The sequence below is a fragment of the Streptosporangium pseudovulgare genome, from assembly GCF_014648055.1.
Taxonomy (GTDB): Bacteria; Actinomycetota; Actinomycetes; order Streptosporangiales; family Streptosporangiaceae; genus Streptosporangium; species Streptosporangium pseudovulgare.
Genome location: NZ_BMQJ01000014.1, coordinates 203,409 through 216,687, shown reverse-complemented (window position 1 = coordinate 216,687; position 13,279 = coordinate 203,409). Strand labels below are relative to the sequence as shown.

The window sequence follows — 13,279 nt, the reverse complement described above, 5'->3', positions numbered from 1 at the left end:
CTCACGCCTTCCGCAGCTCGGACTCGACCGTGGCCAGGAGTTCCTTCCAGGACGCCTCGAACTTGTCCACGCCCTCCCGCTCCAGCACGGCGACCACGTCGTCGTAGTCGACGCCGGCCTCCTTGAGCGCCGCCATGGTGTTCCAGGCGTCCTCGTAGAGGGGGCGGATCGTGTCGCCCTCGATCCGGCCGTGGCCGGCCGCGGCGTCGAGGGTCTTCTCCGGCATCGTGTTGACCGTGCCGGACGTGACCAGCTGGTCGACGTAGAGGGTGTCGGGGTAGCTGGGGTCCTTGGTGCCGGTGGAGGCCCACAGCGGACGCTGCGGGCGGGCGCCGGCCTCCTTGAGGGCCTGCCAGCGCGGGGAGTTGATCACGTCCTCGTAGGCGGCGAAGGCCAGGCGGGCGTTGGCGATCGCCGCCTTGCCCTTGAGGGCCTTGGCCTCGGGCGTGCCGATCTTCTCCAGCCGCTTGTCGATCTCGGTGTCGACCCGGCTGACGAAGAAGGAGGCCACCGAGTCGATGCCCGAGAGGTCCAGGCCCTTCTCCTTGGCCTGCTCCAGGCCGGTCAGCCAGGCGTCCATCACCGCGCGGTAGCGCTCCAGGGAGAAGATCAGCGTGACGTTGACGCTGATGCCCTCGGACAGGGCCTTGGTGATCGCGGGGAGCCCCTCGACCGTGGCCGGAATCTTGATCATCGTGTTGGGGCGGTCGACCAGCCACCACAGGGCGCGCGCCTCGGCGATCGTCTTGGCCGTGTCCTTGGCCAGGCGCGGGTCCACCTCGATGGAGACCCGGCCGTCCACGCCGTCGGTGGCGTCGAAGACCGGCCGCAGCACGTCGGCGGCCCAGCGGATGTCGTAGGTGGTGATCGCGCGCACCGCCTCCTCCAGGTCCACCCCCCGCACGGCGAGGTCGCGGATCTGGGCGTCGTAGGCGTCGCCCTTGCTCAGCGCCGAGGCGAAGATCGTCGGGTTGGAGGTGACACCGACCACGTGCTTCTCGCGGATGAGCCCCTTCAGGTTGCCGGTGCGCAGCCGCTCGCGGCTGATGTCGTCCAGCCAGATGGACACGCCCTGGTCGGAGAGCTTCTTCAGGATCTCGCTCATGATCAGTTTCCCGTCGTCTCGCCCTTGTCGGCCCCGGTCCGGGCGAGGCTCGCCTTGGCGGCGGCGGCCACGCGCTCGGCGGTCAGGCCGAACTGCTCGTACAGGGTCTTGTAGGGGGCCGAGGCACCGAAGTGCTCCAGTCCCACGACTTCCCCTTCATCTCCCACGAACTGCCGCCAGCCCAGCGTGATTCCCGCCTCCACCGCGACGCGGGCGCGGACCGACGAGGGCAGCACCAGCTGCTTGTAGGCGGTGTCCTGCTCCTGGAACCACTCGACGCACGGCATGGACACCACGCGGGCCGGGATGCCCTCCTCCTCCAGCAGCTTCCGGGCGCCGACGGCCAGCTCGACCTCCGAGCCGGTGGCGATGAGGATCACCGCGGGCTGGCCGGTGGAGGCCTCCTCCAGCACGTAGGCGCCCTTGGCGACCTTGTCGTGGTCGCGGGTGCCCTCGTAGACCGGGAGGTTCTGCCGGGTCAGCGCGAGGCCGGCCGGGCGGTCGGTGTGCTCCAGCACGGCACGCCAGGCGGCGGCCGTCTCGTTGGCGTCGGCCGGGCGGACGATGTCCAGGCCCGGGATGCCGCGCAGTGCCCACAGCTGCTCGATCGGCTGGTGGGTGGGGCCGTCCTCGCCCAGGCCGATGGAGTCGTGCGTCCACACGTAGGTGACCGGCAGCTTCATCAGCGCGGCGAGCCGTACCGAGGGCCGCATGTAGTCACTGAAGACCAGGAACGTGCCGCCGTAGGGGCGGGTGCCGCCGTGCAGCGCGATGCCGTTGAGGATCGCCCCCATGCCGTGCTCGCGGATGCCGAAGTGCAGCGTCCGGCCGTAGCGGCTGCCGGGGAACTCCTTGGTCTGGTATTCCTCGGGGATGAAGGACGGCTCGCCCTTCATCGTGGTGTTGTTGGACTCGGCGAGGTCGGCCGAGCCGCCCCACAGCTCCGGCAGGACCGGCGCGAGGCTGTTGAGCACCTCGCCGGAGGCCTTGCGGGTGGCGACGGACGCGCCGGGCTCGAACGTCGGCAGCGCCTCGGTCCAGCCGGCCGGCAGCCGCCGGTGGCTGATCCGGTCGAACTCCGCCGCCCGCTCGGGGTTGGCCTCCCGCCAGCTCGCGTAGGCCCTCTCCCACTCGTGGCGGGCCGCCCGGCCGCGCTCGACGACCTTGCGGGTGTGCTCCAGCACCTCCGCGGGGACGTCGAAGTCCTTCTCCGGGTCCATCCCCATGATCTGCTTGGTGGCGGAGATCTCCGCGGCGCCCAGGGCCGACCCGTGGGCCTTGCCGGTGTTCTGCTTGTTGGGCGCGGGCCAGCCGATGATGGTGCGCAGGCGGATGAACGACGGCCTGCCGGTCTCGGCGCGGGCGGCCTCCAGGGCCTGGTTCAGCGCCTCGACGTCCTCGCTGTACTCGCCGTCGCCGGTCCAGTCGACGGTCTGGACGTGCCAGCCGTAGGCCTCGTAACGCTTGGCGATGTCCTCGCTCAGCGCGATCTGGGTGTCGTCCTCGATCGAGATGTGGTTGCTGTCGAAGACGACGACGAGGTTGCCCAGCTTCTGGTGGGCGGCGATGGCGCTGACCTCGTGGCTGACGCCCTCCTCGATGTCGCCCTCGGAGGCGATGCACCAGATCATGTGGTCGAACGGGCTGGCGCCCTCGGGGGCGTCGGGGTCGAACAGGCCCCGCTCGCGGCGGGCGGCCATGGCCATGCCCACGGCGTTGCCGATGCCCTGGCCCAGCGGGCCGGTGGTGGTCTCCACGCCGGCGGTGTGGCCGTACTCGGGGTGACCCGGGGTGAGGCTGTTCCACTGCCGCAGCGACTTCAGGTCGTCGAGGCTCAGGCCGTAGCCCGACAGGAAGAGCTGGATGTACAGGGTGAGGCTGGAGTGACCGGCCGAGAGGACGAACCGGTCGCGCCCCACCCACGTCGGGTCGGAGGGGTCGTGCCGCATCGCCTTCTGGAACAGGAGGTAGGCGGCGGGGGCCAGGCTCATGGCGGTGCCGGGGTGGCCCGACCCCGCTTTCTCTACCGCGTCCATCGCCAGAGCCCGTACGACGTCGACCGCCCTGCGGTCGAGGTCGTTCCATTCAAGGGTTGGCACGAGTTCGCTGCTCAAGTGCTCGATCTCCGGATCTAGTCGTGTGATGGTGGCGCCGGTTTGGCTTTTCCCGCCCACACCGGACCCTAACGGGTCGGCCTCCTCAGCGTCGCGCAGGCCGATCGGCGGCGGCTCCGCCGGGCGCTCACCAGCGCGGACGACTCCCGGGGAACCCCCCGCGGCCGTCCGCTCACGCCGCTTTCCGCACCCTGTGCCGGGACCGCCCCTCTCAGCAACTACAGTTGAGACCTCAAGGCTGGCTGGTGCCCGCATTCACGGATCCGCTCTAATCAGAGGTTACGCGTTGACCCCGCACGTGCTGGAAGCGCCTTAGATGGTGCTGACCGACAAGCAACCGACGACGGCCCCGCTTCGCGAGGGCGCCGCGGCGTCCGCCGCTCCGCGCTCGTTCGGCGCCGTCGTGAAGGCATACGTCGCCCTCACCAAGCCGCGGATCATCGAACTGCTGCTGATCACGACGCTGCCGGTGATGTTCATGGCCGCGCGGGGCCTGCCCCCGCTGTGGACGGCCGTTTCCACCCTGGTCTTCGGCACCCTGTCCGCGGGCAGCGCCAACGCGCTGAACTGCTACATCGACCGCGACATCGACGCGGCGATGCGCCGCACCCGACGCCGGCCGCTGGCCCGCGAGCAGGTCCCGCCGGGCAACGCGCTGATCTTCGGCGTCGCCCTCGGCGTGCTGTCCACTCTTGGCCTGGGCTTTGCGGTGAATTGGCTCGCGGCGGGTCTCTCACTGGCCGCGAACCTGTTCTACGTGTTCGTCTACTCGATGCTCCTGAAGCGCCGCACCCCGCAGAACGTCGTGTGGGGCGGCATCGCCGGCTGCATGCCGGTGCTGATCGGCTGGGCGGGCATCACCGGCGACGTCGGCTGGGCCCCCGTGGTGCTGTTCGGGGTGGTGTTCTTCTGGACGCCCCCGCACACCTGGACCCTCGCCATGCGCTACCGGGAGGACTACGCCGCGGCGAACGTCCCGATGCTGCCGGTGGTCGCCACCGAGCGCCGCGTGGTGCTGGAGAGCCTGGCCTACACCTGGGCCACGGTGCTGTGCTCGCTGCTGCTGTGGCCGGTGGCCCACACCACCCTGCTCTACCCCGTCGTGGCGGCCGTCCTCGGCGGCGCCTGCCTGTGGGAGGTCTACCGCCTCCTCGGCCGGGTCAAGGCCGGCAAGACCGGGGTGGACCTGCGCCCGATGCGCTTCTTCCACTGGTCCAACGCCTATCTGGCGCTGCTCTTCCTCACCGTCGCCATCGACTCGATGCTCGTCTGATCCGGCCCGCCCGCGCCGGGTCGTCCGGGGCGGGAACGGGGCGGAACCGTACGGGGCCGGAACCGTACGGGGGCGGAACCGTACGGCGCCCGAGGCGGGGGCCGCCTCCGGGTGACCGTACGGAGCCGGGGAGATGACCGCTCGCGGCCAGGGAGGCCCCCGGAGGGGGCGGGATTGGGACACGTCGTGGTTGTTCCGTTACGGTTGCCACATGGCGAGCCGTGACCCCCGGTGGGTGCTGAGGGACCGCCCGTCCGTCGCGCTGATCTCCGGGCTCGTCGTGACCGGGCTGTGCGCGCTGGCGTCGTTCTCCTTCGACGTGCTCAACGGCGACCCGGTGTACTTCTTCATCGCCCTGGCCCTGGCCCTGGCGCCCGTGCCGGTGCTGCTGGCGGCCGTGCTGGCGCTCGACCGCATGGAGCCCGAGCCGCGCAGCAACCTCGTCTTCGCCTTCGCCTGGGGCGCGGGCGTGGCGGTGCTGGTCGCCGGCCTGATCAACTCCTTCAACCTGCTCTACATCGAGAACGCCGCCCAGCTGGGCCCGGGCGCGGCCCGCGCCGTCGCGGCCACCTTCGGCGCACCGGTGGTCGAGGAGACGATGAAGGGCCTGGTGCTGCTGGGCCTGCTGCGGTTCCGCCGGGCCGAGCTGGACGGGCCCACCGACGGCGTCATCTACGCGAGCATGGTCGGCCTGGGCTTCGCGATGAGCGAGAACGTCAGCTACTACATCGCCGCCCTGTCGGAGGCCGGCGCGCACGGCCTGGCGGTGACGGTCGTGCTGCGGGGCGTGCTGTCGCCGTTCGCCCACCCGCTGTTCACCTCGATGATCGGCGTCGCGGTGGCCTACGCCGCGCTGCGCCGCGGTCCGGGCAAGACCTGGGTGGTCCTGGCGGGCTGGGCCGGGGCGATGCTGCTGCACGGCATCTGGAACGGTTTCACCACCTACGCCGGCATCGCCGGCCTGGCCGTGGCCTACCTGCTGCTGATGGTCGTGCTGGTGGTGCTCATCGTGATCGTCTTCCGCGACCGCAAGCGCATCGTCGCCCTGATCCAGACCTACCTGCCCGCCTACCAGCCGACCGGCCTGGTGGGCCCGTACGACGTCTTCATGCTGTCGTCGCTGCCGGCCCGCCGCGAGGCGCGCGACTGGGCCAGGAACCACGGCGGCCGGGCCGGACTGCGGGCGATGAGCGACTTCCAGCTCGCCGCGACCGAGCTGGGGCTGCTGCACGAGCGGGCCCGGCGCGGCGTGATCGACGAGCGGACGTTCGACGAGGAGCAGCAGGCGCTGCTGCGGTGCATCGCCGGCGCCCGCGCCTCCTTCCCGGCGCCCGCGCGGACATCCCCGCCCGGCCGCTGAGCCGTCCGTACGGGGCCCGCCGGGCGGCCGGTCGCCCGTGTACCGGCCGCCGGACGGCCCGTACGGGAGACCTGGGCGGAACCCCGCCGTCGTCCCTCGGCGCGCCGGTCAGGCCCGCTCAGGGCGCGCCGGCGGCCCGGAGCGCGGCGTCCAGGGTCGTCTCGCGCGGCCCGGGGAAGGCGGGGGAGGAGCGCAGCGCCGCGTCCAGCAGGGCCTTGGCCGAGGCGCCGAACTCGCGGACGGCGTAGGCGTAGGTGGTGGAGGCCCACCGCCGCGAGGAGTCGTCGCCGACGCCGAAGGCCGAAAGCCCCGCCGCCCGGCACAGCGCGACGGCCCTGGGCAGGTGGAAGACCTGGCTCACCACGGTCACCCGGGTGGCCCCGAACACCTCGCGGGCCCGCACGCACGAGTCCCAGGTGTCGAAGCCGGCGTAGTCGAGGACGAGCGCGCGGCCGGGGACGCCGCGGGCGAGGAGGTAGTCGCGCATCACGGTCGGCTCGTCGTAGCCGGGGCGGCCGTTGTCGCCCGACAGCAGGATCGCCCGGACCCTGCCCGCGCGGTACAGCTCGGCGGAGACGTCCAGGCGGCGGGCGAGCATGGGGGTGGGGGTCCGGCCGTTGACCCTGGCGCCCAGCACCAGCGCCACCGGCGCCCGCGGGACCGCGGACAGCCAGCCGGGGGAGGCGTCGGCGACCGCCCGGTGCCCGGAGCTGGCCAGCCACGCCCAGGTCATCGGGGCGAGCGCCAGCACGCTCAGCAGGACGGCCGCCAGGTAGGAACGCCGGAGGAGTCTGCGGGACGGATGCATACGCCCATTGTCCCGGCGCGTGCGCCGATTGTCCTGATCATTCCGGGACGTGGCCGGACCGTCCCGGTCCCGGGCGTGGTCTCCGTCATGTCTCCGCTCACGCGGGGACGTGACCGGACCGCTCTGGTTCCCGGCCGTGGTCCCCATCGCGACCCCCGGTCACGCGGGGACGGGGTCGAGCCTCTCCCGCTCGGCGGAGGGGACGGCGAGCGCGGGCCGGGTCCGCAGCGCGTACATCGCGCGCAGCGTGAAGATCCACACCAGCGTCGCGCCGAACACGTGCACGCCGACCAGCACGGCGGGCACGGCCAGGAAGTACTGGACGTATCCCACGACCCCCTGGGCCAGCTCCACGCCCAGCAGCACCAGCGCCGCGCGCCGCGCGTGGGCCGGGGCGCCGCTCACCCGCAGGGTGAGCAGCAGGGCGAGGGTGAGGCCGAGGACGACGTAGACGACGTCGGCGTGCAGCCGGACCACCGCCTGGATGTCGAACGGGAACCGGGTGGCGATCTCGTCGCCGGAGTGGGGGCCGGTGCCGGTCACCACGACGCCCACCACCAGCAGCACCGCCACGGCGGCGACCAGTGCGCGGCCGAGGATCCGGATGTCACGGTGGACCAGCGACTCGGGGGCGCCGTCGCCCTCCCCGGCGCGGACGTAGAGGGCGACGCAGGCGGCGAGCAGGGCGATGGAGAGCAGGAAGTGCACGCTCACCGTGACCGGGTTGAGCGCGCTGCGCACGACGAGGCCGCCCCAGACGGACTGCGCGACCACGCCGGCCGGCTGCACCAGCGCCAGGCCGATGAGGGCCCGGCGGCGGGGCGCGAGCCGCGCCGCGGCGATCAGGCAGCCCAGGCCGGCGGCCAGGACCAGGAAGGCCAGCAGCCGGTTGCCGAACTCGACGGCCATGTTGGCCGCCGAGATGCCCTCGTGGGCGGTCGGCAGGAGGCTCTCGGGGGTGCACCGGGGCCAGGTCGGGCAGCCGAGGCCCGACTTGGTGACCCGGACGGCCGCGCCGGTCACGGTGATGCCGGCGTTGGCCACCACCGCGGCCAGCGCCCAGCGGCGCATGGTGGCGGCGGTGGGCGACCACACGGACAGCCACAGGTCCACGGCACGGTGACGAGCCTGGTCGAAAAGGTGGTTCACGGCTCACATGCTAGGCGGCGCGGTGGATGGTCCCGCCTTCGCCCCCGGGCCGCCGGAGGCCGGGGCGGCGGGGCGGAAGCCGGGGGAGCCGGACTGGGGGCCGCGCGATGCCGGGACGGCAGGGGTGGATGCCAGGGCCGGGTCCCGGGTGGAATCGGGACGTGAAGGCATTGATCGCCCTTGAGGTATGTGACATAGTACCGGCGAGCCGGGCGAGGAAACGAGGTGGGCCGTGCCGGATGTCGTCGTGATCGGCGCCGGGGTCGTGGGCGCCGCCTGCGCCCACTACGCGGCGCGGGCCGGACTCGACGTGGTCGTGCTCGACCGCGGGCCGGTGGCCGGTGGCACGACCGGCGCCGGGGAGGGCAACGTGCTGGTCTCCGACAAGGAGCCCGGCCCCGAGCTCGACCTGGCCGTGCTGTCCGCCGGGCTGTGGCGCGAACTGGCCGGGCTCGGCGGGTTCGAGTACGAGCCCAAGGGCGGCCTGGTCGTCGCCGAGGACGACGAGGTGCTGGCCGCCCTCACCGCGCTGGCGGCGGGGCAGGGCGTCGAGCACACCGTGGTCGAGGCCGGGCGGCTCACCGACTACGAGCCCCACCTGGCCCCGGGCTTCGCCGGGGGCGTGTTCTACCCCCAGGACGCCCAGGTCCAGCCCATGCTGGCCGCGGCCACGCTGCTCCGGAAGGGCGCCCGGGGCGCCGGGCGCGGCACGCCGAGCCTGCGCACCGGCGTCACGGTCACCGGGTTCCTCCGCGACGGCGAGCGCGTCACCGGCGTGCGGACCGACCGCGGCGACATCCCCGCCGGGGCCGTCGTCAACGCCGCCGGCACCTGGGGCGGCGAGGTCGCCGCGCTGGCCGGGGTGCACCTGCCGATCCTGCCGCGGCGCGGGTTCATCCTGGTCACCGAGCCGCTGGACGAGCCGCTCGTGCTGCACAAGGTCTACACCGCCGCCTACGTCACCAACGTCGCCAGCGACTCGGCGGGCCTGGAGACCTCGGCCGTGGTCGAGGGCACCCCCTCGGGGCCGGTCCTCATCGGCGCCAGCCGCGAGCGGGTCGGCTTCGACCGCACGGTCTCGATCCCGGTCCTGGAACGGCTCGCCCGCCAGGCCGTCGAGCTGTTCCCCGCGCTGGCCGCGCGCCGGGTGATCCGCGCCTACTGCGGGTTCCGCCCCTACTGCCCCGACCACCTCCCGGTGATCGGCGAGGACCCCAGGGCTCCGGGCCTGTACCACGCCTGCGGCCACGAGGGCGCCGGCATCGGCCTGGCCCCGGCCACCGGGCACCTGATCGCCCAGGCCCTGACCGGCGGCAGGCCCGGCCTGGACCTGAGCCCCTTCCGCCCGGACCGCTTCGACCCGGACCGTTCCGGCACCGGCACACCCGCCAAGGAGGGCTGATGCGGCCACCGTACGAGCTCGTGGGGGCGCGTCCCGACCCCGCGTTCGAGATCAGCGTGGACGGCAGGCCCGTCCCCGTCGTCCCCGGCCAGAGCGTCGGCGCCGCGCTGCACGCCGCGGGCGTCCGCTCCTGGCGCTCCACCCGGTTCGGGGGCCGTCCCCGGGGGCTGTTCTGCGGGATCGGGGTCTGCTTCGACTGCCTGGTCACCGTCAACGACGTCCCCGCCCTGCGGGCCTGCGTGACCGAGGCCCGCCCGGGCGACCGGGTCCGCACGTCCGCGGCGGACTCCGGAACGGCCGCCGCGAGGGCGGGAGCCGGGAAGGACACCGCGGGGAAGAGCGTCGCCGGGGCGGGCCGTCCAGGGGCCGCCGGCAAGGAGCCCGGCGGGGAATCCGGTGGCGACGACGAGGGGGTGAACGGCCGGTGACGCGCGTGTACGACCTTGCCGTCATCGGCGCGGGACCCGCCGGGGTCGCCGGCGCGCTGGAGGCGTCCCTCGCCGGGCTGGACGTCGTGGTGATCGACGCCGCGCCCCGGCCCGGCGGGCAGTACCACCGCCACCTGCCCGGCTCCTTCCACGCCCTGCGCCCCGGGGCGCTGCACCACGGCCTGGAGCGGTTCATGCGGCAGTGGGAGGCGCTGCGGTCGCGCGCCGAGATCCTGCTCGGCCACCGCGTCTGGGCGGTCGAGCGGACCGGCGGGGACGCGGCGGGAGGTACGGCGGGCGCCGCGATGGGCGCGGCGGCGGGCGCCGGCGACACCGCCGACGCCGGGGACACCGTGGACGGCACGGTGGGCGCCACGACGGACGCCACGGTGACCGTGCGGTGCCTGGCCGGCGACCGCGAGGAGCGGCCCCGCGCCGTCCGCGCCCGCGCCCTGCTGATCGCCACCGGCGCGCACGACCGGCCGCTGCCGTTCCCCGGCTGGGACCTGCCCGGCGTGCTCACCGCGGGCGGGGCCCAGGCGCTGCTCAAGGGCTCCCTGGTCGTGGCGGGCCGCAGGGTCGTGGTCTCCGGGACGGGCCCCTTCCTGCTGCCGGTCGCCGCCGGGCTGGCCAGGGCCGGCGCCGACGTGCGCGGTGTCTACGAGGCGGGCGGCCGGTTCGGCCTGGCCCGGCACCCGCTGCTCGCCGCGGGCAAGGCCGCCGAGGCCGCCGGCTACGCCGCCGTCCTGGCCCGCCACCGGGTGCCCTACCGAGGCCGCCACGCGGTCGTCGCCGCGCACGGCGAGGACGCGCTGACCCACGTCACCGTGGCCCGGCTCGACGCGGACTGGCGGCCGGTCGCGACGAGGACGGTCGCGTGCGACACCCTCGCCTGCGGCTACGGGTTCGTCCCCCAGCTGGAACTGCCCGTCCAGCTCGGCTGCGCGACCCGCCGCGACGCCGACGGCACCCCCGTCGTCGCGGTGGACGCGGGCCGGCGCACCAGCGTGCCCGGCGTCTACGCGGCGGGGGAGACCACCGGCGTCGGCGGCGCGGAGCTGGCCGAGGCCGAGGGCCGCCTGGCCGGCCGTGCCGTCGCCGCCGACCGGGGCCGCCGCGTCCCGCCGCTGCCCGCCCTGGCACGGCGCGTGGACCGGCTCACGGCCTTCGCGCGGGCGCTGCACGAGGCCTACCCGGTACGGCCCGGCTGGCGCGACTGGCTGCGCGACGACACCCTGGTCTGCCGCTGCGAGGAGGTGCCGCTGTCGGCCGTGCGCGAGGCACGCCGCCTGGGCGCCACCGACGCGCGCTCCGTCAAGCTCCTGGCCCGGCCCGGCATGGGCTGGTGCCAGGGCCGCATGTGCGGCTACGCCGTGGCGTGCCTGGCGGGCGAGGACCCCGCCGCGCCGCGGCGCCCGATCGCCCAGCCCGTCCGGCTCGGCGACCTCGCCGGCCTGGAACACCCCCCTTCGGAAGGATGACCGTGATGACCCGTGAGAAGCCCTGGCGCGGAGTGATGGTGGCCACCGCGCTGCCGCTCGGCGGCGAGGACCTGGCGCCCGACCTCGCCCGCTACGCCGAGCACTGCCGCTGGCTGGTCGCCGGCGGCTGCGACGGCGTGGTGCCGAACGGATCACTGGGCGAGTACCAGACGCTGACCGCCGAGGAGCGGGCCGGGGTCGTGGAGACCGCGGTCGAGGCGGTCGGCGGCGACCGCGTCATGCCCGGCATCGCCGCCTACGGCGCCCTGGAGGCGCGCCGCTGGGCCGAGCAGGCCCGCGACGCCGGCTGCGGGGCGGTCATGCTGCTGCCGCCCAACGCCTACCGGGCCGACGAGCGGGCCGTGTTCGAGCACTACCGCGAGGTCGCGAGGGCGGGCGTGCCGATCGTGGCCTACAACAACCCCCTCGACACCAAGGTGGACCTCACCCCCCGGCTGCTGGCCCGGCTCCACGAGGAGGGGCTGATCGTGGGCGTCAAGGAGTTCACCGGCGACGTGCGCCGGGCCTACGAGCTGGCCGAGCTGGCCCCCGGCCTGGACCTGCTGGTCGGCTCCGACGACGTGCTGGTGGAGTTGCTGCTGGCCGGCGCGGTCGGCTGGGTGGCCGGCTACCCCAACGCGCTGCCCCACTCGTGCGCGGCCCTGTACGCCGCGGCCGCGGCCGGCGACCTGGCCACCGCGCTGCCGCTGTACCGTTCGCTGCACCCGCTGCTGCGCTGGGACTCCAAGACCGAGTTCGTCCAGGCCATCAAGCTGTCCATGGACCTGGCCGGCCGGCCGGGCGGCCCCTGCCGTCCGCCGCGCACGCCGCTGACCCCCGAGCAGGAGGCCGCGGTGCGCACCGCGACCGAGAAGGTCCTGGCGGAGGGCCTGCGTTAGCACGGGCCGCGGGTCCCCGAGCGTCCCGAACCTCCCCGGGCAGGGGAGGCCGAACGTCCCCGGGGAGGGGAGACCGAACCCTCCCGAGGGGAAACCGAACGTCCCCGAGGAGGGGGAGATGAGAACGAAACGGGTCTTCCACGCGGTGGACTCCCACACCGAGGGCATGCCCACCCGGGTGATCACCGGGGGAGTGGGGGTCATCCCCGGGGCCACCATGGCCGAGCGCCGCGAGCACTTCCTGGCCGAGATGGACCACGTCAGGACCCTGCTGATGTACGAGCCGCGCGGCCACTCGGCCATGAGCGGGGCCATCCTGCAGCCGCCCACCCGGCCCGACGCCGACTACGGCGTGCTCTACATCGAGGTCTCCGGCTGCCTGCCGATGTGCGGCCACGGGACCATCGGCGTGGCGACCGTGCTGGTGGAGACCGGGATGGTCGAGGTCGTCGAGCCGGTCACCATCATCCGGCTCGACACCCCCGCCGGGCTGGTCGTCGCCGAGGTGCGCGTCGAGGACGGCGCCGCCGTCGCGGTCACCATCGTCAACGTGCCCTCCTTCAGCGCCGGCCTGGACCGGGTGGTGGAGGTGCCCGGCCTGGGCGAGGTCCGCTACGACCTGGCCTACGGCGGCAACTTCTACGCGATCGTGCCGATCGAGTCGGTCGGCCTGCCGTTCGACCGCGCCGCCAAGGACCGCATCCTCGGCGCGGGGCTGGCGATCATGAAGGCGGTCAACGAGGAGGACGAGCCGGTCCACCCGCTGGACGACGGCATCCGGGGCTGCCACCACGTGCACTTCACCGCTCCCGGCTCCGACGCCCGCCACTCGCGGCACGCGATGGCCATCCATCCCGGCTGGTTCGACCGCTCGCCGTGCGGCACCGGCACCAGCGCCCGGATGGCGCAGCTGCACGCCAGGGGCGAGCTGGGCCTGGACACCGACTTCGTCAACGAGTCGTTCATCGGCACCCGGTTCGTCGGGCGGCTCGTCGCGGAGACGGAGGTGGCGGGCCGGCCCGCGGTGGTCCCGGCCATCACCGGGCGGGCGTGGGTCACCGGGACCGCGCAGTACTTCCTCGACCCGCGCGACCCGTTCCCCGCGGGCTTCCTGCTCTGATCCGGCCTGCCCGCTCCTGCCCGTGCCCGCCCGCTCCGAGCGGGCGGGCGCGGGCAGGTGAAGGTTCGGGACGAGAAGGCTAACGGTCTTGTTTCGGTCCTTGACGGCCCAGGGCACGCGCTAGTGCAATGTCACACATC

General features: G+C 74.1%; 11 protein-coding genes. 7 read left to right on the top strand and 4 right to left on the bottom strand.

Annotated features, from left to right (window positions below):
* Window position 1 precedes the first annotated feature (1 nt).
* Together tal and tkt are read right to left on the bottom strand one after the other, a co-directional pair.
* A complete protein-coding gene (tal, locus tag IEZ10_RS26365; RefSeq protein ID WP_189249194.1) occupies window positions 2-1,105 on the bottom strand; it encodes a transaldolase in 1,104 nt (367 codons plus the stop codon).
* A gap of 2 nt (window positions 1,106-1,107) precedes the next feature.
* Complete coding sequence (gene tkt / locus IEZ10_RS26360) at window positions 1,108-3,141, bottom strand: transketolase (protein ID WP_229811670.1); 2,034 nt, start codon at window positions 3,139-3,141, stop codon at window positions 1,108-1,110.
* Between the two features lie 394 nt (window positions 3,142-3,535).
* On the opposite strand from tkt, the gene IEZ10_RS26355 reads away from it, so the two are divergent.
* Together IEZ10_RS26355 and IEZ10_RS26350 are read left to right on the top strand one after the other, a co-directional pair.
* Entirely contained in the window at window positions 3,536-4,492 is a 957-nt protein-coding gene (locus IEZ10_RS26355; RefSeq protein WP_189249192.1) for a heme o synthase, read from the top strand.
* Between the two features lie 211 nt (window positions 4,493-4,703).
* The gene (locus tag IEZ10_RS26350) at window positions 4,704-5,852 is read left to right on the top strand and encodes a PrsW family intramembrane metalloprotease (protein ID WP_189249191.1); all 1,149 of its coding nucleotides are present in this window, start codon (window positions 4,704-4,706) and stop codon (window positions 5,850-5,852) included.
* A 118-nt stretch (window positions 5,853-5,970) separates the two neighbouring features.
* Here IEZ10_RS26350 and IEZ10_RS26345 read toward each other — a convergent pair whose 3' ends face one another.
* Together IEZ10_RS26345 and IEZ10_RS26340 are read right to left on the bottom strand one after the other, a co-directional pair.
* On the bottom strand, window positions 5,971-6,660 hold the full coding sequence (locus tag IEZ10_RS26345; RefSeq protein ID WP_189249190.1) for a SanA/YdcF family protein: 690 nt from the start codon (window positions 6,658-6,660) through the stop codon (window positions 5,971-5,973).
* Window positions 6,661-6,819: 159 nt separating this feature from the next.
* The gene (locus IEZ10_RS26340; protein ID WP_229811658.1) at window positions 6,820-7,809 is read right to left on the bottom strand and encodes a COX15/CtaA family protein; all 990 of its coding nucleotides are present in this window, start codon (window positions 7,807-7,809) and stop codon (window positions 6,820-6,822) included.
* Window positions 7,810-8,041: 232 nt separating this feature from the next.
* Between IEZ10_RS26340 and IEZ10_RS26335 the strand changes: the two genes are divergently transcribed.
* The 5 genes from IEZ10_RS26335 (at window position 8,042) to IEZ10_RS26315 (ending at window position 13,139) form a co-directional block, all read left to right on the top strand.
* Window positions 8,042-9,211, top strand: coding sequence for an NAD(P)/FAD-dependent oxidoreductase (locus IEZ10_RS26335; protein ID WP_189249189.1), 1,170 nt, complete (start codon window positions 8,042-8,044; stop codon window positions 9,209-9,211).
* Complete coding sequence (locus tag IEZ10_RS26330) at window positions 9,211-9,639, top strand: (2Fe-2S)-binding protein (protein ID WP_189249188.1); 429 nt, start codon at window positions 9,211-9,213, stop codon at window positions 9,637-9,639. Before IEZ10_RS26335 ends, IEZ10_RS26330 begins: the two co-directional genes overlap by 1 nt.
* 5 nt (window positions 9,640-9,644) lie before the next feature.
* Entirely contained in the window at window positions 9,645-11,120 is a 1,476-nt protein-coding gene (locus IEZ10_RS26325; RefSeq protein WP_229811657.1) for an FAD/NAD(P)-dependent oxidoreductase, read from the top strand.
* A gap of 5 nt (window positions 11,121-11,125) precedes the next feature.
* Complete coding sequence (locus IEZ10_RS26320; protein WP_189249187.1) at window positions 11,126-12,019, top strand: dihydrodipicolinate synthase family protein; 894 nt, start codon at window positions 11,126-11,128, stop codon at window positions 12,017-12,019.
* 118 nt (window positions 12,020-12,137) lie between these two features.
* Window positions 12,138-13,139, top strand: a complete 1,002-nt coding sequence (locus tag IEZ10_RS26315) for a proline racemase family protein (protein ID WP_189249186.1) — start codon at window positions 12,138-12,140, stop codon at window positions 13,137-13,139.
* Window positions 13,140-13,279 lie beyond the last annotated feature (140 nt).

Bases quoted from the DNA above. Each gene is read 5' to 3' on its own strand.
- tal (WP_189249194.1), bottom strand. From the start codon at position 1,105: ATGAGCGAGATCCTGAAGAAGCTCTCCGACCAGGGCGTGTCCATCTGG.
- tkt (WP_229811670.1), bottom strand. From the start codon at position 3,141: ATGGACGCGGTAGAGAAAGCGGGGTCGGGCCACCCCGGCACCGCCATG.
- IEZ10_RS26355 (WP_189249192.1), top strand. From the start codon at position 3,536: ATGGTGCTGACCGACAAGCAACCGACGACGGCCCCGCTTCGCGAGGGC.
- IEZ10_RS26350 (WP_189249191.1), top strand. From the start codon at position 4,704: ATGGCGAGCCGTGACCCCCGGTGGGTGCTGAGGGACCGCCCGTCCGTC.
- IEZ10_RS26345 (WP_189249190.1), bottom strand. From the start codon at position 6,660: ATGCATCCGTCCCGCAGACTCCTCCGGCGTTCCTACCTGGCGGCCGTC.
- IEZ10_RS26330 (WP_189249188.1), top strand. From the start codon at position 9,211: ATGCGGCCACCGTACGAGCTCGTGGGGGCGCGTCCCGACCCCGCGTTC.
- IEZ10_RS26320 (WP_189249187.1), top strand. From the start codon at position 11,126: ATGACCCGTGAGAAGCCCTGGCGCGGAGTGATGGTGGCCACCGCGCTG.
- IEZ10_RS26315 (WP_189249186.1), top strand. From the start codon at position 12,138: ATGAGAACGAAACGGGTCTTCCACGCGGTGGACTCCCACACCGAGGGC.